General features: G+C 61.7%; 16 protein-coding genes and 1 pseudogene. 12 read left to right on the forward strand and 5 right to left on the reverse strand.

Going from position 1 to position 25139, the window contains the following annotated elements; translation table 11 throughout:
- Positions 1–11: 11 nt before the first annotated feature.
- The 4 genes from speA to T3A99_RS09830 form a co-directional block, all read right to left on the reverse strand.
- Positions 12–1925 carry an arginine decarboxylase gene (speA, locus tag T3A99_RS09815; protein ID WP_047227397.1) on the reverse strand — a complete coding sequence of 638 codons (1914 nt, stop codon included), beginning with the start codon at positions 1923–1925 and terminating at the stop codon, positions 12–14.
- A gap of 223 nt (positions 1926–2148) precedes the next feature.
- Complete coding sequence (locus T3A99_RS09820; RefSeq protein ID WP_047227396.1) at positions 2149–2520, reverse strand: translation initiation factor Sui1; 372 nt, start codon at positions 2518–2520, stop codon at positions 2149–2151.
- A 171-nt stretch (positions 2521–2691) separates the two neighbouring features.
- Entirely contained in the window at positions 2692–3249 is a 558-nt protein-coding gene (locus T3A99_RS09825) for an NUDIX hydrolase (protein WP_322834250.1), read from the reverse strand.
- Between the two features lie 3 nt (positions 3250–3252).
- On the reverse strand, positions 3253–4320 hold the full coding sequence (locus T3A99_RS09830; protein WP_047227394.1) for a DUF2333 family protein: 1068 nt from the start codon (positions 4318–4320) through the stop codon (positions 3253–3255).
- Positions 4321–4605: 285 nt separating this feature from the next.
- Here T3A99_RS09830 and T3A99_RS09835 point away from each other — a divergent pair, with 285 nt between their 5' ends.
- The 5 genes and pseudogenes from T3A99_RS09835 to accC all read left to right on the forward strand — a co-directional run bounded on the left by T3A99_RS09835 (position 4606) and on the right by accC (position 11158).
- On the forward strand, positions 4606–6276 hold the full coding sequence (locus T3A99_RS09835) for a response regulator (RefSeq protein WP_047227393.1): 1671 nt from the start codon (positions 4606–4608) through the stop codon (positions 6274–6276).
- Positions 6277–7768: 1492 nt separating this feature from the next.
- Positions 7769–8275 (forward strand): annotated as a pseudogene (locus tag T3A99_RS27860) (methyl-accepting chemotaxis protein); the annotation flags it as partial.
- 547 nt (positions 8276–8822) lie between these two features.
- Positions 8823–9275 carry a type II 3-dehydroquinate dehydratase gene (gene aroQ, locus T3A99_RS09845; RefSeq protein WP_018605716.1) on the forward strand — a complete coding sequence of 151 codons (453 nt, stop codon included), beginning with the start codon at positions 8823–8825 and terminating at the stop codon, positions 9273–9275.
- 48 nt (positions 9276–9323) lie between these two features.
- Positions 9324–9785 carry an acetyl-CoA carboxylase biotin carboxyl carrier protein gene (gene accB, locus T3A99_RS09850; protein WP_047227391.1) on the forward strand — a complete coding sequence of 154 codons (462 nt, stop codon included), beginning with the start codon at positions 9324–9326 and terminating at the stop codon, positions 9783–9785.
- A gap of 17 nt (positions 9786–9802) precedes the next feature.
- The gene (gene accC / locus T3A99_RS09855; protein ID WP_047227390.1) at positions 9803–11158 is read left to right on the forward strand and encodes an acetyl-CoA carboxylase biotin carboxylase subunit; all 1356 of its coding nucleotides are present in this window, start codon (positions 9803–9805) and stop codon (positions 11156–11158) included.
- A gap of 81 nt (positions 11159–11239) precedes the next feature.
- On the opposite strand, the gene T3A99_RS09860 is transcribed toward accC, so the two are convergent.
- On the reverse strand, positions 11240–15421 hold the full coding sequence (locus T3A99_RS09860; RefSeq protein ID WP_322834251.1) for a dermonecrotic toxin domain-containing protein: 4182 nt from the start codon (positions 15419–15421) through the stop codon (positions 11240–11242).
- On the opposite strand from T3A99_RS09860, the gene prmA reads away from it, so the two are divergent.
- The 7 genes from prmA to T3A99_RS09895 all read left to right on the forward strand — a co-directional run bounded on the left by prmA (position 15407) and on the right by T3A99_RS09895 (position 25120).
- Positions 15407–16285, forward strand: a complete 879-nt coding sequence (gene prmA / locus T3A99_RS09865; RefSeq protein WP_047227388.1) for a 50S ribosomal protein L11 methyltransferase — start codon at positions 15407–15409, stop codon at positions 16283–16285. The genes T3A99_RS09860 and prmA overlap by 15 nt on opposite strands.
- Positions 16286–16315: 30 nt before the next feature.
- Positions 16316–17560, forward strand: coding sequence for a DUF3426 domain-containing protein (locus T3A99_RS09870; protein ID WP_047227387.1), 1245 nt, complete (start codon positions 16316–16318; stop codon positions 17558–17560).
- Between the two features lie 185 nt (positions 17561–17745).
- A complete protein-coding gene (dusB, locus tag T3A99_RS09875) occupies positions 17746–18753 on the forward strand; it encodes a tRNA dihydrouridine synthase DusB (RefSeq protein WP_047227386.1) in 1008 nt (335 codons plus the stop codon).
- A complete protein-coding gene (gene fis, locus T3A99_RS09880) occupies positions 18750–19070 on the forward strand; it encodes a DNA-binding transcriptional regulator Fis (protein WP_025211617.1) in 321 nt (106 codons plus the stop codon). Before dusB ends, fis begins: the two co-directional genes overlap by 4 nt.
- A gap of 83 nt (positions 19071–19153) precedes the next feature.
- Complete coding sequence (gene purH / locus T3A99_RS09885; RefSeq protein WP_322834252.1) at positions 19154–20761, forward strand: bifunctional phosphoribosylaminoimidazolecarboxamide formyltransferase/IMP cyclohydrolase; 1608 nt, start codon at positions 19154–19156, stop codon at positions 20759–20761.
- A 189-nt stretch (positions 20762–20950) separates the two neighbouring features.
- A complete protein-coding gene (gene purD, locus T3A99_RS09890) occupies positions 20951–22246 on the forward strand; it encodes a phosphoribosylamine--glycine ligase (RefSeq protein WP_047227384.1) in 1296 nt (431 codons plus the stop codon).
- 99 nt (positions 22247–22345) lie between these two features.
- A complete protein-coding gene (locus T3A99_RS09895; RefSeq protein WP_076382840.1) occupies positions 22346–25120 on the forward strand; it encodes a hybrid sensor histidine kinase/response regulator in 2775 nt (924 codons plus the stop codon).
- Positions 25121–25139: the final 19 nt, after the last annotated feature.

Below are 25139 nucleotides of genomic sequence, written 5' to 3' on the forward strand. Positions count from 1 at the left end.
TCAGGCCGCCATCAGGAAGACAGGTAGGACGACCGCGTCAACCCCAGGCGCAGGGCATCCAGGAACTGGGTGCGTTCGGCGGCGCTGATACGGGCGCTGGCGCATTTGTCGCGGTAGTGGGTCATCAACTCCTCCGGCGACAGGTGCACGTAGCGCAGCATGTCTTCGATGGTGTCGTGGGTTTCGATACCGGCGTGGTACACGCTGCCGTCGGCATTCTGGTAGATGTTCACCGAGTCGGTGTCACCGAACAGGTTGTGCATGTCGCCAAGGATTTCCTGGTAGGCACCCACCAGGAAGATGCCCAACAGGTAATCTTCGCCCGGATTGAGGGAATGCACCGGCAGGCTGGTTTCGATGCTCTGCTCGTCGACGTACTGCTTGATCTTGCCGTCGGAGTCGCAGGTCAGGTCTTGCAGCACGGCGCGGCGCAACGGCTCTTCATCGAGGCGATGCAGCGGCAGGATCGGCAGCACCTGACCGATGGCCCAGGTGTCCGGCAGGCTCTGGAACACCGAGAAGTTGCAGATGTACTTGTCGGCGAGCTTGTCGTTGAGCTCATCCAGCACCTGACGGTGGGAGCGCTGGCGGGCCTTCAATGAGTTATGCAGGCGACGGCACACGGCGAAGTAGCACTGCTCGGCCAGGGCTTTTTCCGCCAGGGTCAGCTTGCCGTCGGCGTACTGGGCGGCCACGTCACTCATGTAGTGGGTGGCGCGCCAGTAGGTCTCGGTGACCATCTCGATATCGGTCGGGCCCAGCAGGTCAACCAGCCACTGCACGGTCTCCGGCAGGCTTTCCTTGTTTTCGATCACCGGCACGTCGTCGTGGTGTTTCTCGACGTCGGTCACCTGCACCACCAGCATCGCGTGGTGGGCGGTCAGGGAGCGACCACTTTCCGAGAATATGTGCGGATGCGGCAGGCTCTGGGCATCGCAGAACTCCTTGAGCATGCCAACCACGACACCGGCGTAATCGTCCATGTCGTAGTTGATCGAACTGGCATTGCGCGAGTGCGTACCGTCATAGTCCACGCCCAGGCCACCGCCAACATCGATGTGATCCACCGGCAGGCCGAGGTTGCGCAGCTCACCGTAGTAGCGGATCGCTTCCTTGAAGCCATGCTGGTAGTCCGCCAGGTTGGCGATCTGCGAGCCCATGTGGAAATGCAGCAGGCGGATGCCCTGATCCAGGCCAGCGGCGCGGAAGCGCTCGACCACCGACAGCAGTTGCGCGGCAGACAAGCCGAACTTGGACTTTTCGCCACCGGTATCGGCCCACTTGCTCGACGCCAGGGACGACAGGCGTACCCGCAGGCCGACCTGTGGCTTGACCTTGAGCGACGCGGCTTCTTCGATCACCAGGCCGACTTCGGATTCTTTCTCGATCACGATGAAGACGTTATGGCCCAGTTTCTGGCCCATCAGCGCCAGGCGAATGAACTCGCGGTCCTTGTAACCGTTGCAGACGATAGTCCCGCCCTTGGGCGCCAGGGCCAGCACCGCCAGCAGCTCGGGCTTGGAGCCGGCCTCAAGACCGATGGAAACGTTCTGGGTGGCGATGATGTTTTCGATCACCGCTTCCTGCTGGTTGACCTTGATCGGATAGAGCGCGGTGTACTGGCTCTGGTATTCCAGGCGCGCGATGTTGCTGTCGAACGCACCGGTGAGCTGGCGCACGCGGTCTTGCAGGATGTCGGGGAAGCGCACCAGCAATGGCAGCGACAGGCCGCTCTGGCGCAACTGGTCGACTTGCTCGAACAGGTCGATGGGCGAACTGCCTGGACCGTTCGGACGGACTTCGACGCGACCGGCGTCATTGATCGCGAAATACCCGGCCCCCCAATGGCGGATCCCGTAAACACTGCGGCTGTCCGCAACTGTCCATTGGCTGCCATCGTCTTTGCGTGTGCGTCGTACGGACATCGAAGTCCCCTATAAAGAAGTCAAAATGCACCATCCGGTAGGAGGCTGGAGCAGTCTAGAGAATGGAAATGACGATTTGCCTGTAAGCAAGGTAGACCCTGCTCACAGCGCTGAGTTTAGAAACCCGTTCAGAACAGGCTCTGTGAAAACCATGTGGGCGACTTCGAACCGTGCTTCGTAGAAAGGGTTCGAATCAAGCCGAGGGTGGTTTTCACAGAGGCTGCTAGCCGCCGGACTTTTTCGCCTTGAAGCCGTGTCGGGTCAGTTCCGCCAGCAGCAGCTCGACGTGATCGCCCTGGATCTCGATGATGCCGTCTTTCAAAGCACCACCGGTGCCACAGCGTTTCTTCAACGTGGTGGCCAGTTCCTTGAGCGCGTCCTCGGCCAGCGGCACGCCAGTGATCGTGGTCACCGTCTTGCCGCCGCGACCTTTGCTTTCACGGCGCACGCGAGCGATACCGTCACCTTCCGGGATGGTGGTCTGTTTGCAGATGCAGGCATCCACCGGCTGGCGGCAATCAGGGCAATGACGACCGGCGTCGGTAGAAAATACCAGGCCGCCCAAGGCGGCGAAGGATGCGGCTTTTTTGGCCACCGGCAATCCTCTTGGGAGGACAAAGACTGGCCGGGCAAAAGTAAGTGCCCCGACCGCGAAGCCCCACTCAGGCAGGGGCAGCGCTACTGGATCGCAGACAGCGATTCAGCTTGAAAAGTCGCGCAGTGTAACGGCAAAAAGCTAACTTGCTAAGGGCCAATCGGCGCCAATTTAGCGCTTCTTTGCGACATCATCGCCATGGGCTCGCAAATAGCGCTCCAGTGCCGCCAGAGAGTCCGGGCAGTAAGGCTTGTGCTGGATTTCATCGAGCACCTGGTCGACCGGCAGGAAACGCGCCTCGAGTACCTCTTCAGGTTGCAGAATCAGCGGCCCGTCCCACACGGCCGAGAACGCCGAGCACCACAGGCGACTGCCGCTGTCTTCGAAATAAAAATGGTCATGGGCCGTCAGTTCGACGCCGCTCACGCCCAACTCTTCCGCCAGCTCTCGAGCCGCCGACTCGGCATAGGTCTCGTTGGCCTGCACCATCCCGCCGGCCGCCACGTCCCAGAAACCCGGATAGATTGCCTTGCTCAGGGTCCGCCGATGAACGCACAACTCACCGGCCGAGTTGAACAGCATGATGTAGGTGCCGCGCCCGATCAGACCGCGCTCACGCAGGTCCGCACGCACCAGGCTGCCAAGCAGGTTGTCGTCTTTATCGACCCAAGCGATAAGCTCGGCATCCGAGGCCACTCGATGAGCGACCTCCCGCGGACTTTCTTCCATCTGTCAGCCCTGGTTCAGCAGTTGCCGCAAGTCGATCACCGCCGCGTTGGCGCGGGAAATGTAGTTGGCCATCACCAGCGAATGGTTCGCCAATACACCGAAGCCGCTGCCATTGAGGATCATCGGGCTCCAGACCGGCTCCTGGGAGGCTTCGAGTTCACGAATGATCTGCCGCACGCTGACCGTGGCGTTTTTCTTTGCCAGCACATCGGCGAAATCCACTTCGATTGCGCGCAGCAAATGCGACAGCGCCCAGGCCTGGCCGCGAGCTTCGTAGAACACGTTGTCGATTTGCATCCACGGGGTTTCGACCACCTCCTCGTCCACTTGCGGTACCTGGCCCGGGGCCGTGACTTCGGTTTTCAGCGAGGTGTTGAGCTTGACCCGGCCCACGCTGGCCGACAGGCGCTGGGACAGCGAACCCAGACGAGTGCCGACATCGCCCAGCCAATTATTCAGGTTATCGGCGCGGGCATAGAACAGCGCGCTTTTCTGGTTCGGATCGGACAGGCGCGCCTGATAGCGGCTCAGCAGAGTGATGCCTTCCTGGTACTCCGACTCACTGGAGGGCAGCACCCAGCTGCGGTTATCGAAGTTGAAGCGCGGCTCGGCCTTGGCCAGGTCGGCGTCCTCGGCGGACTGGGACTGGGATCGGGCGAAGTCCTTGCGCAGAGCGCGGCTCAGGTCGCGTACCTGCACCAGCACGCCATATTCCCAGCTCGGCATGTTGTCCATCCACAGGCCCGGCGGGAACCGGTCGTTGGAAATGTAGCCACCTGGCTTGGTCAGCAGCGTTTCGGCCACGGTCTTGAGGGTCTCGACGGTGGTGTAGCCGATCACCATTTGCCGGCCTTCCTTCTCCGCGGCCGCCTGGGCGTTCTGCTGCACGGGGAACAGGGCGGGCTCCTGGCTCCAGTACCAGCCGACGGCAATGGTCACCAGCAAGTACAGGCCGACCAGGGTGGCCAGTGCCCGGCTGAAAAAAAGCCCACCCAGGTAGCTGCGGGTGGCCGATTTCGGCTCGGCGGCACGTTCAGGCGCGCTGCCCGCGCGGTTTTTCCAGTCCAGCATGGCGATGTCCCTTCAATCACTTGAGTTCACGGTTCGACCACAACCCTACGCCATCGTGCCTGATTTGAAACGCGATAATGCGGCGCAAATCATGCCGACCACGACAGGGCAATCGAACGGCCACTATAAAGGAAGCGCTGTCACCAGCCTACGAAACTGACCGGTCATAAACTGAATACCCTCCCAAGACAGATTATTGACGTATGACACTCATGCGAATGAAAAGAGGTGCTAGCATAGAGCCACCAGTCGATCTCAGCATGCACCCTAACTAGTAGTCAGGATATGACCGAGCCAGAAGACCCCAGCCGTGAGCGCCTCAAGCACCACTTTGCCCAGCGGGTAATTCACCAGGCTCGTCAGATCCTGGAGATCTGGCAGCGCCTGCAACGCAGTGAATGGTCAGGCGTCGACCTGTCGGAGCTCAGCGAAGCCAACCTGCGTCTGCTGCGCTTTGCCGAGCGCTTCGAGCAACCGGAGCATTGCCAGCTCGCCCAGGGCATCAGTCAATCGCTGCAAGCGGTGGAAGCCAATCGCGGGCGTCTGAGCAGCCACCTGATCACTGAAATCAATCGACTGATGCAGCGCCTGTCCCGCACCGGCCTGCGCCATGGCGATCAGCTCGAACAGACCTTCCTGCCGCCGCTGCGCAAACCCATCTACGTGATGTTGCAGGACCATGACCGCGCCGAGCGGCTGGCCAAGCAGTTGGAGTTCTTCGGCCTCAGCGCCCAGGCGCTCGACAGCGTGGCGGCGTTTCGGGCTTCGATGGTCGAGCGCCTGCCGGCCGCGATTGTCATGGACGTGGACTTCAGCGGCCCCGGCATCGGCCTGAAACTGGCCGCCGAAGCCCAGGAAGGTCTGGAGCAGCCGTTGCCGCTCTTGTTCTTCAGCCTGCTGGAAACCGACACGCCGACACGCCTGGCGGCGGTGCGCGCCGGCGGGCAGGAGTTCCTCACTGGCACCCTGGAAGCTTCGAGCCTGCTGGAAAAGATCGAAGTGCTGACCTGCGTTGCCCAGTACGAACCCTACAAAGTGCTGATCATTGATGACTCCCGTGCCCAGGCCCTGCACACCGAGCGCCTGCTCAACAGCGCCGGTATCGTCACCCGCACGCTGATCGAACCGATCCAGGCCATGGCCGAGCTGGCGGATTTCCAGCCTGATCTGATCATCCTCGACATGTACATGCCCGCCTGCACCGGCACGGAGCTGGCGAAGGTGATCCGCCACAATGACCGCTATGTCAGCGTGCCGATCATTTACCTGTCCGCCGAAGACGACCTGGACAAACAGCTCGACGCCATGAGTGAAGGCGGCGACGACTTCCTGACCAAACCGATCAAACCCCGGCACCTGATCACCACCGTGCGCAATCGCGCGGCCCGGGCGCGCAACCTCAAGGCGCGGATGGTCCGCGACAGCCTCACCGGTCTTTACAACCACACCCATATCCTGCAATTGCTCGAAGACTGCTGCTTCCGCGCTCGCCGCGAAGGCAAGCCGTTGAGCTTTGCCATGCTGGACATCGACCATTTCAAACGGGTCAACGACAGCCACGGCCACCCCATGGGCGACCGGGTGATCAAAAGCCTGGCGCTGTTTCTCAAGCAGCGTCTGCGCAAGACCGACTTCATCGGCCGTTACGGCGGTGAAGAGTTCGCCATCGTCATGCCGGACACGGATATCGATGCGGCCTACAAGGTACTGGATGAAATCCGCCAGCGTTTTGCCGAAATTCACTACCCGGCGCAGCCCCAGGACCTGTGGTGCACCTTCAGCGCGGGCGTGGTGCAGATGAGCGAAGAGTCCGACAGCCTGATGATGGCCAGCCAGGCGGACGAAGCGCTGTACCGCGCCAAGCACGCAGGGCGCAATCGGGTACAAAGCGCGCGGCAGTCAAAGCAAAGTGCCACCTTTTCATCGGAATCCACCGATTCAGTCATAAACCTGTAACCCAAACGCAATAACTTCAAGCACTTACGATTCTGCCCTTGGTAGACCCTTGATGCGCCTGAAGCTGCTGACCAATCTCAATACCCTTCTTTTAGTTGCCGTGTGCCTTGGCCTGGCTTGCACCCTGTGGTGGTCGCAAATCGCCCTGGAGCGCCCCTATCTGTTGATGGAGCGCTACCTGAGCCTGTCGCGGCAGTTCCAGGGCGAGGTGGCGCGCAACATCGAAGATTACCTGGCCAGCGGCGACGCCTTGCGCCTCAGCGCAGCGACCCAGTCCATTGATACCTTGCAAAAGGACCTCGACCAATTTCCGCCCGAGTTGGCCAAGAGCTTGCGCCCAAGCCTGTCCAGCCTCGACGGCTTCAGCAAGACCGATCTGCTGGCCGCCGGTAAGCTGGCGGGCGATCCGCAAGCCCTGCTGTTGCAGGCCGAACGGGAGCTGAGCGCGAGCCTGGACCGCCTTGCGCAATACGCCAATGGCGCCCCGGCCTACCTGCCGCCGTTGTTCGCCGCTTCGCAACATCTGGGCCGACTGTCCCTCGCCCGGGACAAACTGGTCAGCAGCGGACGCAGCGAATTGGCCGCCGATGTCGAACGGGAACTGCAGAGCATCCGCACACAGGCCGAGAGCCTCGACAGCCTGCCGCTGCTGGGCGTGACAGCCAGCAACGAAGCGCAGGGCGATGATTTCGCTGCGCTGATGGGCTTGCAGACCCAGGAAGAAACCGTCGCCGAAGACGCCGGCATCGCCCTCAAGCGCGAACTCAACAGCCTGCTCGGCCGCTACCCTGCCGAACTGGGGCGCACTCGCGCATTGATCCAGAAGCGCACAGAACTGAGCAGCGCCACGCACTTGAAAATCGCCGATGTGCAACAGGCGATCGATGCCATGGAGTCGGCGGTTCGCGCCCAACATGGCCAGATCCAGGGCGAAGTTCGGCTGATTCAGGGATTGATGATCGGCCTGATCCTGCTGATCGCATTGCTCATCGACACCTTGCAGCGGCGCCTGGCCCGGACTTTGACAAATCTGGCACCCGCCCTGTCGACTTGGGCCGAAGGGGATTTCAGCCGCGACATTCATGTGGGCGCCAGCAACCGCGAGTTACAAGACATCCAGGCCTCGCTCAATCGCTTGCGGGCGTATCTGGTGGATCTGGTCGGCACCATTCGCCTGAATGCCGAGCAGGTCGCTGGCAGCAGCCGGGCACTGGCCGAGCTGAGTGGAGAATTGCACAGCGGCGCCGAGCACCAGGCCGGTGACACGGCGCTGATCCGCGACTCTCTCAGCGAGCTGGAAGCGACCATTCAACAAGTAGCCGGTGACGCCAGCCAGGCCGCCGACGCCAGCCGTAGCGCCGGGCATGCTGTGGAGCAAGGGCAGAAAGTCATCGGCCTGAGCCTCACCGGCCTGCATGCGCTGGTGGGCGAAGTGCAAGGCAACGCACAAATGATCGAACAACTGGCTGAGGAATCGGCCACCATCGGCGGCGTGCTGACAGTGATTCGCTCGATTGCCGATCAGACCAACCTGCTGGCCCTCAACGCCGCCATCGAAGCCGCCCGCGCCGGAGACATGGGAAGAGGTTTCGCGGTGGTGGCCGAGGAAGTCCGCTCCCTGGCCCAACGCACGGCGGGCGCCACTGCCGAGATCCAGGAACTGATCGCCCGCCTGCAACTGGCCGCGCGCCAGTCTGTGGACGGCATGCGCGCCCAGGTCGAACACGCCGAAGCCACCGCCAACCAGGCACAAGCGGCCGACGGCGCACTGGATAAAATCGTCGGGGCCATCCAGACCATTTCCGAAACCGCAGTGCGCATCGCCGACGTCACCGCCCAACAAAGCGGCGCCGTCAGCGAAATCCGCGATCACAGTGAGCGGATTCATCAACTGGGTGGGGATAATCTGCTGCGCATTGGTCAGGGGCGGGAACAGGGCGACAACCTGCTGGTATTGGGTGGGCGGCTGCACACGGCGGTGCAGGCATTTCGGGTTTAAGCAGCACAGATCCCCTGTGGGAGCGGGCTCGCTCGCGATTGCAGTGGGTCAGCTTGCAGAAATATTGAATCTATCGCCGCCATCGCGAGCAGGCTCGCTCCCACGCGGGTTTCGGGTTATTCCCAACATTGATGTTCACCACAGATCCCTGTGGGAGCGGGCTTGCTCGCGATAGCGGTGGGTCAGCTTGCATCAGTGTTGAATGTGCCGCCGCCATCGCGAGCAGGCTCGCTCCCACGCGGGTGTCGGGTTATTCCCAACCTTGATGTTCACCACAGCCCCCCTGTGGGAGCGAGCTTGCTCGCGATAGCGGTGGGTCAGCTTGCAGAAATGTTGAATCTACCGCCGCCATCGCGAGCAGGCTCGCTCCCACAGGGTTTAGCGCAGGCATCCCAGGGGCGGGTGACCGGATCTTGGAGCATGGTCACAAATTTCGCGCAAACATCGGTCATCGTGCTGGCTATTGCAGAGAACTGGACAGTCATAAAGGCTTTGCGGCATAGTCGCCGGGTTCTGACACCTGCTCACAGATAACAAGGAACAGCAGATGGCGACCCTATTGGTCCTGCACGGACCCAACCTGAACCTGCTGGGCACCCGCGAACCGGGCGTCTACGGGGCCGTGACACTGGCCCAGATCAACCAGGACCTGGAACAGCGGGCCCGCAATGCCGGCCATCATTTGCTCTACCTGCAAAGCAACGCCGAATATGAATTGATCGACCGCATCCATGCCGCGCGTGGCGAAGGCGTGGACTTCATTTTGATCAATCCCGCTGCTTTTACGCACACAAGCGTCGCATTACGTGACGCGCTGCTGGCAGTGAGCATCCCATTCATCGAAGTGCATTTGTCCAACGTGCACAAACGCGAACCTTTCCGCCATCACTCCTACTTCTCCGATGTAGCGGTGGGAGTGATCTGCGGCCTTGGCGCCAGCGGTTACCGACTGGCTCTGGAGGCCGCCCTAGAGCAGCTTGAAAAACAGGCAACAGCTTGAACAACAAGCGTTAAACGCCCCTGACCGACCCTTGGGAGTTGATGATTCATGGATATCCGTAAAGTTAAGAAACTGATCGAATTGCTGGAAGAGTCCGGCATCGACGAGCTCGAGATCAAGGAAGGCGAAGAGTCCGTACGCATCAGCCGTCACAGCAAGACCCCGGCCCAGCAGTTCTACGCGCCGGCACCGATGCAGGCTCCAGCCGCCGCGCCTGCTCCGGCAGCAGCGCCAGTTGCCGCCGCTCCAGCAGCACCTGCCGCGCCAACGCTCAACGGCACCGTTGCCCGTTCGCCAATGGTAGGCACGTTCTATCGCAAGTCTTCCCCGTCCTCGCCGTCCTTCGTTGAAGTCGGCCAGACCGTGAAGAAAGGCGACACCCTGTGCATCGTCGAAGCCATGAAGATGATGAACCACATCGAAGCTGAAACCAGCGGTGTGATCGAATCCATCCTCGTTGAAGACGGCCAGCCGGTTGAGTACGACCAACCGCTGTTCACCATCGTTTGAACCGCGGAGAGCCTTTGATGACTGCGAAGTTGGAAAAAGTTCTGATCGCTAACCGCGGTGAGATCGCCCTGCGGATTCTGCGTGCCTGCAAAGAGATGGGCATCAAGACCGTCGCCGTTTACTCCAAGGCCGACAAAGAACTGATGCACCTGGGCCTGGCGGACGAATCCGTCTGCATCGGTCCGGCGTCGGCTGCGCACTCTTACCTGCACATCCCGGCGATCATCGCCGCCGCTGAAGTGACCGGCGCCACCGCCATTCACCCTGGCTACGGTTTCCTGGCGGAAAACGCCGACTTCGCCGAACAGGTCGAAAACTCCGGTTTTGCCTTCATTGGTCCGAAAGCCGACACCATCCGCCTGATGGGCGACAAGGTATCGGCCAAGCACGCCATGATCGCCGCCGGCGTACCTACCGTTCCAGGTTCCGACGGCCCGCTGCCTGAAGACGAAGAAACCGCCCTGCGCATTGGCCGCGAAGTCGGCTATCCGGTGATCATCAAGGCTGCCGGTGGTGGCGGTGGTCGCGGCATGCGTGTGGTACACAAGGAAGAAGACCTGATTTCCTCGGCGAAACTGACCCGCTCCGAAGCGGGCGCGGCGTTCGGCAACCCGATGGTCTATCTGGAAAAGTTCCTGACCAACCCGCGTCACGTCGAAGTCCAGGTGCTGTCCGACGGCCAGGGCCAGGCCATCCATCTGGGCGACCGCGATTGCTCGCTGCAACGTCGTCACCAGAAGGTCCTCGAAGAAGCACCGGCACCGGGCATCGACGAGCAGGCTCGCGCGGAAGTCCTGGCACGCTGCGTCAAGGCCTGCATCGACATCGGCTACCGCGGCGCCGGCACCTTCGAGTTCCTCTACGAGAACGGTCGTTTCTACTTCATCGAAATGAACACCCGTGTTCAGGTGGAGCACCCGGTTTCGGAAATGGTCACCGGTATCGACATCGTCAAGGAGATGCTCAGCATCGCCGCCGGCAACAAACTGTCGTTCACCCAGGATGACGTGGTGATCCGCGGCCACTCGCTGGAATGCCGGATCAACGCCGAAGACCCGAAAACCTTCATGCCAAGCCCAGGCACGGTCAAGCATTTCCATGCTCCAGGCGGCAATGGCGTTCGCGTCGACTCGCACCTGTACAGCGGTTATGCGGTTCCGCCGAACTATGACTCGTTGATCGGCAAGCTGATCACCTACGGCGCAACCCGTGACGAAGCCATGGCGCGCATGCGCAATGCGCTGGACGAAATCGTGGTGGACGGGATCAAGACCAACATCCCGCTGCACCGCGACCTGGTCCGCGACGAAGGCTTCTGCAAAGGTGGCGTCAACATCCATTACCTGGAACACAAGCTGGCTGATCAGGCTTGATGTCCCGAGTGATGTAAAAAAGACCCCGGTCCATTGGCCGGGGTCTTTTTTTGCCTGCCTTTCACAATGGCGGCGAATGACTCAGCTCAGCGCTACCGTAGGGAGTGCCTGTGCTTCGATCTGCGCCCTCGTCGCCGCCCTGCCCTGCAGGGTGCGAACGCCACCATTGGCATTGGCTACCAACGGCTCACTACGCAAGCGCGTCATGAACCCACGCGCACGCACCGACACCGGGTCGGAACTCTGTTTCGCCCTCGCCAGCACCGGTATGTAGTAGCGCTCAACCTGACTCTGTGATGTCTTGAACACCGACGTCACCCCAGTGCGCAGATCCAGCGACACACCATAGGTATTACCGAAGCAGGAAGAATACGACCAGTGATCCCAGGTTGGCTGCAGCCCCTGGCGCCTCATCACCGATCTGACCGGCTCGCCAATATCAGCGCCTGTCAGCCAATCGCCGCCCACCAGAATGGCGCGAATATCCTTCGCTGCCCCTCCCAAACGCTGCTTCACTTCGCGAACACTGCGCTCGATCAGTGCGCGGATGTTGTGATCGAAATGAATGACCGCCCCGACCTTGGTGGTCGGGTTGTACAACGAAGCGATCACGCATGTCTGGGCGTTCAGGGAGAACAGATAGTTGTCTGCCGCCGTCTCGCTGAACCTGGCGACCACCGCCTCGCCCTGCAACGCGCCCCGCGCCACGTCCGGGAAGACATGCCCGGGAAACGCTTCGCGCAGATCGCTCACTCGCCCAAGGTTGCGCACATCATCATTGCCGCCACTCATTCCAACGGGTTTACGCGCCCACTTGCCATTCGCCATCCTGTACACGGGCGGTTTGTAAAACGCGCCGGGATAACGGGCATCCACCAGGCACAGACCATCGAAGTAGATATTCCCCCTCACCTGGTAGTACCTGCCCTTGTCGAGTATGTAGAAAGCATTTCGCGGCTGCGTAGCGCTGGACGGGCTGAGATAGGTGCCTTTGAAAGCCCCCTCGGTCACCTGCTGCAAATTCTTCGGCGTTTCCCTGACCGCCTGTTTCGGATCGAAACGGATCGGCTGGATCAGCGGCCCGCTCTCCCTGGCAGCGACTGATGTCACCTGCCTCAGGCGCTGAGCGGCCAAGGACATGGGCCTTACGGCGAGCTTCAGACTCCTGACAGCCTGACCGAGCAGCCGGGTCATGCTCATTGCCCCAAGCATGCCGAACAACGCGCCCCAGGTCGCTTGCAGCCAATGGCCGAGGGCGCGATCCGTGTCGCCCTGCCCATGCGCCTCGATCGCCTGCCTGGAACTGAGGGCAATGAAGCCGGCATCCAGCAACAGGGCAAAGGGCGGGTAAACCATGCACACCGGCGCGGAGGCGAAGAGCAGGCCCTTGAGCACCTGATCCCTGATCACCTCGCCGCGACTTTTCGTGACATCTTCCACGTCCGTGACAGCACGCTCGATGTAGGCATCGAACTGCGACGAGATATCCATTACCCGATTGAATTCGCGCAATACTTCGAGGCCACGGGTCGTGGTCGCCAAAGCCGTCAGCGAGCGCCTTACCGCGGCACGAGCACCAACGGCCACCCGCTCCAGCACGTAATCACGCAGGCGTGCGGCGATCGCCCCGGGGAAGTCCTGGTATGGGCGAAACGTGACGCCGTCGGGAGCGTCGGGCGTGTACAGCCAATAGACACCTTTGGGATCAAAGTAGGCAAAGACATAGACGCCCAATACCACATGACCGCCGACGGTAAACCGGATCAGACCTTCGCGCTGCACCACCGCCTGCGAACTCACTGAGCCGGTCACCGGCGTCGACTCACTCAGCAGCGTGATTTGCCGGGTGAGCCACCAGAACTCACGGGCGTTCAACAAGGACTTGCCCGTCGCGATCCGCAGGTCGCGATCCATCCGGGTCAGCAACAGGTTGCGGTAGGCATTGCGCCGCTTGGTGTATTCGGCAGCGCTGGCATCGAGGAACCTGGCGCGGATCTGCCGCGCATACTGCTCGCCCACGTAGGCCCGCCGGATGTAGGTCGCGAGCTCCGCACTGCGAACCTGCCCCAGGTCCTGCCCGATCGATGACCGCACGCCTTTTCTGGGGTTGTCGATGCCCGAGTTGTCGTCATACCCATGGATGGCCAGCTCCAGCAAGCTGGCAACCTGGGTCTTGCCACTCGCCAGACCGGGTGTGTAGTCGATGAGCACCGTGGCAGGATCGACCGGTTCCTGCACCCCCTTGCTACGCATGTACGGTGCGATGGCTTGGGTGACGGTACGTTTGGCGAAGTCCACAAAGACCTCATAGCCGGCGATCTGCTCGTTGAAGACCTGCTGATGAACCAGGAGCTCCTGGCTCAAGCTGCTGATGATGCGTCGGGAGTCAAGCGGCAGGGCCGCGTACCACTGGGGCGATTCGTCCTGCTCCACCTGCGCCAGGTTGTTGGCCAGGCCCATTGCAACAGACGCCTCAAGGCAGGCTTTGAAGGCCATCGCAGTGCTCCTGAGGTCTTTGTTCAGATCCCATGCCGTCGGCTTGTCCGCCACGCCGGCAAAGTACTCCCGAGCCACATCACGCCCGGCGGCAGAGAGTTGTTGCAACAGGTATTCGCGACCCGCCTGGCTTTCAATCCAGGCGCCTATCTCTGCATTCACGGACCGAAGCGAGGGCAACTCGATCCACTCCTGCCCATCTGGCTTGCCGGGGGCGTACAACAACAGATCACTGACCTCGCCCGACCGGTCCTCGCGGTAGAACAACAGAAGATCGGAACACTTCAGTGCGTTTGGAAGCGCAAGGCAGGCCACACGCCAGGCACTGGCCGATTGCGCCGACGTCTCGTTTGCCCATAAGGTTTTGAGCGCCTCGTGATGGCTCACCTTCAAATGGCCCGCACAACGTGCCACGAACGCGCTTTGCTCCAGGCGCGCCACGAACCAATCGAGCATGGCGTCCTTCAGGTCTGCCCGGCCATATTGGCTGACCAATGCTGCCCCATACCCAGCGGGGGCATCCACGTCTGCCAGCAGTTGGGTAATGAACGCCGGCGAAAGAGGCTGGTTGCGCAGCATGGCGCCATTTTCCACCAGGAACACCGATATAGCGTCCGATCTTATCGGACCTGCCGCCAGCAATTCGCTCAGGCTATGGGTCTGCACCGGCTGGTCAATGATCCCTCGCCACTGCAACTGCACTCGAATGCCGTCAGGCTCGACTTCCATGTCCAGTTCACGCCTGACATAGTCCCTGGCCAGCCGCCGGGCAAACGCCTGCAGCGAGCCCAGGCCGTCGAGCAGCTCATCCACCAGCGCCTGCGCCTGCGAGGTCCGTGCCTCAAAAGCCTTCAACTGTTTACGCTCGACTTCACTCAGCGCCTTCAGCCAGCCAGGCAATTGCCCCCCAGCGATTGCCTGAAGACTCCGCCGTTCCTGAGCGGTTGCCAACGAGGTGATCTGGTTTGTGAGACGCCAGTGCGCCTGAAGGTTTTCAAGCTTCTCCCTCAGCTCATCGACGTCCACCCCCGCCAGTTGCTCCGGCTGGAAAATCCTATCGATCCGGGCCAGGTATTCAGCGAGCCTGTGCTTGACCACCTCCTCAAGAGAGGCGTCGCTCCCGGCCATGCGCCAGTGACGTTGCAGATAGTCTTTGTAGTGATGGGTAAAGCCCGCAGCGCTTGCTTCCACCACCTGCACGATGACTTCCCGACGCTCAGCCGCAAACCCCGGATCAGTCCCGCCGGGCCAGCGATAAGGAGCATCCTGTTCTTCATCAAAAGCCACCGGCGTCTGGTCGATCATCCGTTGCAGCACCGCATCGAGCAGGGTGCCGATGAAGTATGGATCGATGTTGCCCTGGTAATAATGGGTGCGCAGTTGGACCAGCAGGTACTCTTCCAGCACCTCCAGCAAGGGCATCTGAGCGTGTAATCGCTGGTCGATAGCCGCCTGCCAACGTGCCAACTTCTCCAGAATGACTTGTGCTGTTTCCGCCTGCGGGGAAGAGACCGTCCCCGCGCCGCTCGTGTTGCTGTGCCGTTCGGCAGTGTTGTCCATCACATTCCTCCCTGTTGTGTGGACCCGCACCTTATCCGTCCTGCATTGCCCCCATGTCATACATATATATATCGAAACACCACGCCGGCGGCACGAGACTCGCTTATCCACTTTGATGGCGACCTGGCGTACACTGCGCGCCTTTGCAGCCCTGCGCTGCCTCCTGTAGATTTTTTTCCAAAGGTGCCCGCCATGCCTTGGCTGCAAGTACGTCTGGCCATCAGCCCGGAACAAGCCGAAACCTACGAAGACGCGTTTCTTGAAGTAGGCGCCGTATCGGTAACCTTCATGGACGCCGAAGACCAGCCGATCTTCGAGCCGGAACTCAATACCACGCCGTTATGGTCCCACACTCACCTGCTGGCCCTTTTCGAAGGTGGCACCGAGCCGGCCAGCGTGCTGGCACATCTGGAGCTGCTCACCGGCAGCCCGTTGCCCGAGCATCACAGCGAAGTGATCGAAGACCAGGATTGGGAACGCAGCTGGATGGATAACTTCCAGCCGATGCGCTTCGGTCAGCGCCTGTGGATCGTGCCGAGCTGGCATGCCGCGCCGCAGCCGGATGCGGTGAACCTGCTGCTGGACCCAGGGCTGGCGTTCGGCACTGGCACGCACCCGACCACCGCGCTGTGCCTGGAATGGCTCGACGGCCAGGACCTTAAAGACTGTAACGTGCTCGACTTCGGCTGCGGCTCGGGGATCCTGGCCATTGCCGCGCTGCTGTTGGGCGCCAAGGAAGCGGTCGGCACCGACATCGACGTCCAGGCCCTGGAAGCCTCCCGCGACAACGCCGGGCGCAACAACATTGCCCCAGAGCTGTTCCCCCTGTACTTGCCGCAAGACCTGCCACAGGTTCAGGCCGACGTACTGGTGGCCAACATCCTGGCCGGTCCGCTGGTGTCCCTGGCGCCGCAGTTGTCGAGCCTGGTCAAGCCGGGCGGACGCCTGGCGCTGTCGGGCATCCTGGCCGAACAGGGTGAAGAAGTCGCTGCGGCCTATGCCGCGGACTTTGATCTGGACCCCATCGCCAATCGCGATGGCTGGGTGCGCATCACCGGTCGTCGGCGCTAGAATGGCCGCCTGTATCAACCGGATTGCCGCATGACTGACAGTTTCGTCACCCAGTGCCCGCATTGCCACACCAGTTTTCGCGTCAGCCATACTCAATTGAGCGTGGCCCGCGGGGTGGTTCGCTGTGGCTCGTGCCTGCAAGTGTTCAATGCCGCACGGCAATTGCTGGAACAGCACACTGCCAAGGAAACCGTCACGCCCCTGGCACCGCCAATCAAGACGCCCGCCGCCGAATCCCCGCCCCGTGCGATCAGCCAGAAGCAATGGACCGCCGCCGAGCTGGACCTCGATGATCTGGACAAGGAACTGGCTCGACTGGAGCGGCGTGACAAGCGTGCGCCGGATACCTTCGGCCGACGTCGTGAAGACAACCTGAGCGCGCAACGCGACCCGCTCTCGAACGATCAGGAGCCTTGGTCCGACAGCCTGTACAGCGAATCCGCCAGCGAGCGCGACGAAACGGCCCTACAAACCCCGGTCGAACCGTTCGAGCCCCATGAACCGGCCCGCCCACCGCGCACCGAACCGTCCTTGTCCTTGCCCCTGACCCTGGAACCGCTGGAACCGGACGACGAGCCGGTCACCCCGCTACGCCTGGAGCCGGACGACGAGCCCCACGAACACCTGGAAAGTCTGTCTGCCAGCGATGATCACGATGATCACGACGAAGCACCGTTGCAAGCGGTGCCGACGCGCAAGGCACGCGAGCGCCATGAACCCGGATTACGCGCCGAGGCCCTTCAGGACCTGGATGACGATCCGCTGCAACTGGACTGGCGCAAGCGTCGCTCGCCCTGGGGCCGGCGTTTGCTGTGGGGCCTGTTGATCCTGTTCGCCGCCGCGGCCCTGGCCGGCCAGTACATCGCCTACCACTTCGAAGAACTGGCCCGTCAGGATCAGTATCGCCCGTGGTTCCTGCAGATTTGCCCGACCATCGGCTGCGACGTGCCGTCCAAGGTCGACATCGGCAAAATCAAAAGCAGCAACCTGGTGGTGCGCAGCCATCCGGAGTTCAGCGGCGCCCTGGTGGTGGACGCAATCATCTACAACCGTGCGCCGTTCTCCCAGCCTTTCCCGCTGCTGGAGCTGCGTTTCGCCGACCTCAACGGGCATCTGATCGCCAGTCGCCGTTTCAAGCCCGGTGAATATCTGGGCGGCGATGTCGAAGGCCTGGGGGAAATGCCGCCGCAGACGCCCATTCATATTGCCCTGGATATCCTCGACCCGGGACCTAAAGCGGTGAACTACAGCCTGAGCTTTCATTCACCAGAGTGATGCACACCCGGGCCGGGCGATTGGCGGCAGCTTTCTGACTCAGCGCACCCGAACCAAACCGCTGGCGATAACAAAATAGCTGTTCAGATTTTATCCAATTCGACCTTTATCCAGTCATCGAGAGCGGGTATCATGCCAACCCTTTTTCGAAGTCTCATGATCCGGCCCCACTTCAGGGAAGTCCTATGTCGGCGGTACGCATCGGCCCATATACATTACAGAACGGCCTGGTTCTCGCCCCAATGGCGGGCGTCACCGACCAGCCCTTTCGTCAGCTGTGCAAGCGACTGGGCGCCGGGCTTGTAGTTTCGGAAATGGTCAGCAGCGACATGAGTTTGTGGAACACCCGCAAATCGCGTCTGCGCATGATCCACGAAGGCGATCCCGAGCCCCGCTCGGTGCAGATCGCCGGTGGCGATGCCCAGATGCTGGCGCAGGCGGCCCGGGCCAATGTCGAGCTGGGCGCACAGATCATCGACATCAACATGGGCTGTCCGGCGAAGAAGGTCTGCAACAAGGCTGCAGGCTCGGCACTGTTGAAGGATGAAGCGCTGGTCACCGAGATCCTGCAGGCGGTCGTCGCCGCAGTCGATGTGCCGGTGACCCTGAAGATCCGCACCGGCTGGGACCGGGAGAACAAGAACGGCCTGACGGTGGCGAAGATCGCCGAACAGGCAGGCATCACGGCGTTGGCGGTGCATGGCCGCACCCGTGCCGACCTGTACACCGGCGAGGCCGAGTACGACACCATTGCCGCGATCAAGCAGGCGGTGTCGATGCCGGTCTTTGCCAACGGCGATGTCGACTCGCCCGAAAAGGCCCGGTACGTGCTGGACGCGACGGGTGCCGACGGGTTGTTGATCGGCCGGGCTGCCCAAGGGCGGCCATGGATTTTTCGTGAAATCGAACACTTCCTGCGCACCGGCGAAAAGCTCGCTGCGCCGCAACTGTCCGAGGTGGAACGTATTCTGCTAGAGCATCTGGCCGCGCTGCATGCCTTCTACGGAGAAGTCATGGGTGTACGCATCGCTCGCAAGCATGTGGGCTGGTATCTCGCAACCCTGCCGGGCGCCAGGGAGTTTCGCGCCCGTTTCAATCGTTTGGATGGTACGCAAGCACAATGCGCCGACGTTCAGGCGTTCTTCGCTGAGCGTTACAAGAGCCTGACAGGGGACGAAGGGGTGGCCGCATGACGATGATGACCGAGACTTTAGTGAGTGGAATAACACCCGTGAGCGACAACGTAAATTTGAAACAGCACCTCAATACGCCCAGCGAAGAAGGTCAGACCCTTCGCGGGAGTGTCGAGAAGGCGCTGCACAATTATTTCGCCCACCTTGAGGGCGCTGCCGTCACGGATGTGTACAACCTGGTGCTTTCGGAAGTCGAGGCACCTCTGCTCGAGAGCGTGATGAACTACGTCAAGGGCAACCAGACCAAGGCCAGTGAGCTGCTGGGCCTGAACCGCGGCACCCTGCGCAAGAAACTCAAGCAGTACGATCTGCTGTAAGCATTCAATCAAACCAGAAAGGCGCCCGCGTAAAAAACGGTCGCCTTTTTTGCTGACTTCCCTTGCTTTTGATGGAAATTGAAATGACCGACCAGACCACCCGCCTGCCGATCCGCCGCGCCTTGATCAGCGTTTCCGACAAGACCGGGATCCTCGAATTCGCCCGCGAACTGCAACAGCTGGGCGTCGAGATACTCTCCACCGGCGGGACCTTCAAGCTGCTGCAGGACAATGGCGTCGCCGCAGTGGAAGTCGCGGACTACACCGGTTTTGCGGAAATGATGGACGGTCGGGTCAAGACCCTGCACCCGAAGATCCACGGCGGGATCCTGGGTCGTCGCGGCATCGACGACGCCATCATGAACGAGCACGGCATCAAGCCGATCGACCTGGTGGCCGTCAACCTCTACCCGTTCGAAGCCACCATCAACAAGCCAGGTTGCGACCTGCCGACCGCCATTGAAAACATCGACATCGGCGGCCCGACCATGGTCCGCTCGGCGGCCAAGAACCACAAAGACGTGGCCATCGTGGTCAACGCCAGTGACTACGCCAGCGTGCTGGAAAACCTCAAGGCCGGTGGCCTGACCTACGCCCAGCGTTTCGACCTGATGCTCAAGGCCTTTGAACACACCGCCGCCTACGACGGCATGATCGCCAACTACATGGGCACCGTGAACCAGGCCGCTGAAACCCTGTCGACCGAAGGCCGAAGCGAATTCCCACGCACCTTCAACACCCAGTTCATCAAGGCCCAGGAAATGCGCTACGGCGAGAACCCGCACCAGAGCGCGGCGTTCTACGTGGAAGCCAAGCCGGCCGAAGTCGGTATCGCCACCGCCACCCAGTTGCAAGGCAAGGAACTGTCGTTCAACAACGTGGCCGACACCGATGCGGCGCTGGAATGCGTCAAGAGCTTCGTCAAGCCCGCCTGCGTGATCGTCAAGCACGCCAACCCGTGCGGCGTGGCCGTCAGCCCGGACGCCGAGGGCGGCATCCGCCAGGCCTACGAACTGGCCTACGCCACCGACACTGAATCGGCCTTCGGCGGCATCATCGCCTTCAACCGTGAACTGGACGCCGAAACCGCCAAGGCCATCGTCGAGCGTCAGTTCGTCGAAGTGATCATCGCCCCTTCGGTCAGCGAAGAAGCCCGTGCCATCGTCGCCGCCAAGGCCAACGTGCGCCTGCTGGCCTGCGGCCAATGGTCGGACGACCGCGCGCCGGCCTGGGACTACAAGCGTGTCAACGGCGGCCTGCTGGTACAAAGTCGCGACATCGGCATGATCGGCAGCGAAGATTTGAAAGTGGTGACCAAGCGCGCCCCAAGCGAGCAGGAAATCAACGATTTGATCTTCGCCTGGAAAGTCGCCAAGTACGTCAAGTCCAACGCCATTGTCTACGCCAAGAACCGCCAGACCATCGGCGTCGGCGCCGGCCAGATGAGCCGCGTGAACTCGGCCCGCATCGCCGCGATCAAGGCTGAACACGCCGGTTTGCAGGTACAGGGCGCGGTCATGGCCTCCGATGCGTTCTTCCCGTTCCGCGACGGCATCGACAACGCGGCCAAGGTCGGCATCACTGCGGTGATCCAGCCGGGTGGTTCGATGCGTGACGCTGAAGTGATTGCGGCGGCTGATGAAGCCGGCATCGCCATGGTATTCACCGGCATGCGCCACTTCCGTCACTAACAAGACAACGGCCGCACTGAAGCCGGCATCTGCTGCGTTGGAGCCGACCTCGATGATGCTCATTGCCAAAAGGCAACTCCGCTCATCGAGGTCGACTCCGCCTTGCATCTACCGACTTCTATTGCGACCTCCTATGGCGCAAAACGCCCTAGGCTCCAAACAGAATCAGCGTCATCCGAGGTTTTTGAAATGAATGTTTTGATCATTGGCAGCGGTGGCCGTGAACACGCCCTGGCCTGGAAAGTGGCTCAGGATCCGCGTGTGCAGAAGGTTTTCGTGGCACCGGGCAATGCCGGTACCGCCATCGAAGCCAAATGCGAAAACGTCGCCATCGACGTGCTGGCCCTGGAACAACTGGCCGACTTCGCCGAGAAGAACGTCTCACTGACCATCGTCGGCCCGGAAGTGCCGCTGGTCGCCGGCGTGGTCGATCTGTTCCGTTCCCGTGGCCTGGACTGCTTCGGCCCGACGTCCGGAGCCGCACAGCTGGAAGGCTCGAAAGCCTTTACCAAGGATTTCCTGGCACGTCACAAGATTCCGACCGCCGACTACCAGAACTTCACCGAGATCGATCCGGCCCTGGCTTACCTGCGCGAAAAAGGCGCGCCGATCGTGATCAAGGCCGACGGCCTGGCCGCCGGTAAAGGCGTGATCGTAGCCATGACCCTGGCCGAAGCCGAAGACGCCGTGCGCGACATGCTGGCCGGCAATGCCTTCGGGGACGCCGGTTCCCGGGTGGTGATCGAAGAGTTCCTCGACGGCGAAGAAGCCAGCTTCATCGTCATGGTCGATGGCAAGAACGTCCTGCCAATGGCCACCAGCCAGGACCACAAACGTGTTGGCGATGGCGACAGCGGCCCGAACACCGGTGGCATGGGTGCCTACTCCCCTGCCCCGGTGGTCACTACCGAGGTCCATCAGCGGGTCATGGACCAGGTCATCTGGCCGACCGTGCGCGGCATGGCCGAGGAAGGCAACGTCTACACCGGCTTCCTGTATGCCGGCCTGATGATCGACAAGGCTGGTAACCCAAAAGTCATCGAATTCAACTGCCGTTTCGGCGATCCTGAGACCCAGCCGGTGATGCTGCGCCTGCAATCGAGCCTGGTGCTGCTGGTCGAAGCGGCCCTGGCCCAGGCTCTGGACAAGGTCGAAGCCCAGTGGGATCCGCGTCCGAGCGTCGGTGTGGTACTGGCAGCCGGGGGTTATCCGGGCGACTACGCTAAAGGTAATGCGATACAAGGCCTGGAGGCTGCAGCCGGGCTGGAAGGCAAGGTTTTCCATGCGGGGACCGCGCTGAAGGATGGCCAGGTGGTCACCGCCGGCGGTCGCGTACTTTGCGCCACCGCCATGGGGTCCAGTGTCGACGCGGCTCAGCAGCAGGCCTACAAGCTTGCCGCCGAGATCGACTGGGAAGGCTGTTTCTACCGCAAGGACATTGGCTACCGTGCCATTGCCCGCGAGCGTGGCGAAAATCTGGAATAACCCGGCCATTCAGACCGGCAAGCGCCCATGGCCCTTGCCTGTCTGCTCCGGCGCCGCGCATAGTTATAATCTGGCATCAACCTACGAAGGGATTTCGCCGTGCGCTGGCTCAGGATTGCCATAGGTTTAACCGTCACCCTGCTGACACTGCTCTGCACGCTCCCGGCCCAGGCCGCGCCAGGCAGTGGCTGGGCGGTATTGCTCGACGAACAGGGCGACCTGAAGCTGAGCGACATCCGTTCTGCCCGCTACACCAATCAATTCAGCCCCATCGACCTGGACCGCCTGAAGGCCGCCGAGCCGGGTGGGGCATTGTGGTTGCGTTTCCGGCTGGCCCCCGACCCACATGAACAAATACTGCGCATCTTTGCACCCGACCTGTCTCGCCTGAACCTCTATGTGCTGGACGGCGATACCCTGGTGGACCAACAGGTCGGCGGGGATGCCCTGCCCCGTATCGAACAGCCCCTGCCCAGCAGCGATTACATGCTGGCCCTGCCGCGCAGCGACAAACAGCTGGACGTCTACCTGCGCCTGGCGTCCCGGCACGAACTGCGGCCCTATGTCACCCTGGAAACGGCGATTCAGGCGGCGGCCAACCAGAACCAGACGCTGATCTACGGGTTGCTGTTCGGCTGCATCGCGATGCTGATCCTGCACAACCTGACCCGCTACGCCTATACCCGCTCACGCAGTTGCCTGTGGCTGGCGGCCTGCGAAGGGTTGTTGATGCTCAGCCTGGTGCTGCTGTTGAACCTGGCTGGAGCCTGGCTGCCCGACTGGCCGGCCATTCAGACGCCGGGGGCCTATCTGGCCCTGCTGCTGACCGCGCCCTGCGGCCTGATGTTCGCCTACCGCTTCTTCGCCCCCCTGGGGCCGCACCCGTTGAACCGGCTGCTGCTGGGAGACATCGTGTTCATCACGCTCTGCAGCCTGCTGCTGTTGTTCGTGAACACACTGCCGCTCAATATCATGACCTATGCCCTGGTCGCGCTGGCCGGCCTGAGCATGCTGTTTGTCAGCGCCTGGCACTGGCAAAAGGGCTATCGCCCGGCACGGCTGTTTGTCGCCGCCATGGTGGTTTTCAACCTGGGCACGCTGATCATCCTGCCGGCCCTGCAAGGGCTGACGGAAGTCGCTCCCCAGGGCCTGATCATCACCCTGCTGGGGTTCATCTGCGTCAGCGGACTGCTGATGAGTGTCGCCCTGGGTGAGCGCCAGCGCTCGATCAACGAGAGCCGTTTCAGCATCAGCCGCGACCTGGCGGCGAGCAATGCCGAGATCAATGCCAAGGCCGAGTTCCTGGCCAAGATCAGCCACGAAATCCGTACGCCGATGAACGGCGTACTGGGCATGACCGAACTGCTGCTGGGCACGCCGCTGTCGGTCAAGCAGCGCGATTACGTGCAGACGATCCACAGCGCCGGCAACGAACTGCTGACCCTGATCAACGAGATCCTCGACATTTCCCGGCTGGAGTCCGGGCAGATCGAACTGGACGACGTGCAGTTCGACCTCAATGCGCTGATCGAGGACTGCCTGAGTATCTTCCGCGCCAAGGCCGAACAGCAGAATGTCGAACTGATCAGCTTTATCCAGCCCCAGGTGCCGCGAGTGATCAGCGGTGACCCGACACGGTTGCGCCAGGCGCTACTGAGCCTGCTGGAAAACGCCCTGAAAAAAACCGACGAGGGCGAAGTGTTGATCGTCGTGGCGCTGGACGAGCGCAGCAATCAGCCGCGCCTGCGCATCGCGGTGCAGGACAGCGGAACGCCCATGGACGCCGAAGAGCGCGACACGCTGATGCATGCCGAATTGCACAGCAAGAACTTCCTCTCGGCCACCCGCCTGGGCGGCAACCTGGGCCTGGTCATCGCCCGTCAATTGATCATGCTGATGCACGGCGAGTTCGGCATCAAAAGCGGCAGCAACCAGGGCAGTACCTTGTGGCTGACCTTGCCCCTGGACCCGGATCGCCTCGAACATCCGACCTCCGACCTCGACAGTCCGCTGCAAGGGGCGCGGGTGTTGATCGTCGACGACAATGACACCTGCCGCAAAGTGCTCGTGCAGCAATGCAGCGCCTGGGGCCTGAACGTCAGCGCCGTACCATCGGGCAAGGAAGCCCTGGCGCTGCTGCGCACCAAGGCGCACCTGCGGGACTACTTCGACGTGGTGCTGCTGGACCAGAACATGCCCGGCATGACCGGCATGCAACTGGCGGCCAAGATCAAGGAAGACCCGAGCCTGAATCACGACATCCTGTTGATCATGCTCACCGGCATCAGCAACGCGCCGAGCAAGGTCGTGGCACGCAACAGCGGGGTCAAGCGCATCCTCGCCAAACCGGTGGCCGGCTATACCCTCAAGACCACCCTGGCGGACGAACTCAACCAGCGCAACAAAGGCCAGGCGCCGAGCATTCCGATGGGCGCCGGTCCTGTCGTTCCGGTAAAAGTGCCCAGCGACTTCCGCATCCTGGTGGCCGAAGACAACAGCATTTCCACCAAGGTCATCCGTGGCATGCTCGGCAAGCTCAACCTGCAACCCGATACCGCCAGCAACGGCGAGGAAGCCCTCAAGGCCATGAAGGAGCAGCGCTACGACCTGGTCTTGATGGACTGCGAAATGCCGATCCTCGACGGCTTTTCCGCCACCCAGCAACTGCGTGCCTGGGAAATGGGTAACCAGCGCACCCGCACCCCCGTGGTCGCGCTCACCGCGCACATCCTGGCCGAACACAAGGAACGCGCCCGTCAGGCCGGGATGGACGGCCATATGGCCAAACCGGTGGAACTGTCGCAACTGCGCGAGCTGATCGAACACTGGGTGGCCCAGCGCGACCAGCAGAATCGTACAGCGCAGACGTCCTGAGCCGACAGACACCAAAACG

This window comes from Pseudomonas sp. N-137, assembly GCF_034555295.1.
Classification (GTDB): domain Bacteria; phylum Pseudomonadota; class Gammaproteobacteria; order Pseudomonadales; family Pseudomonadaceae; genus Aquipseudomonas; species Aquipseudomonas rhizophila.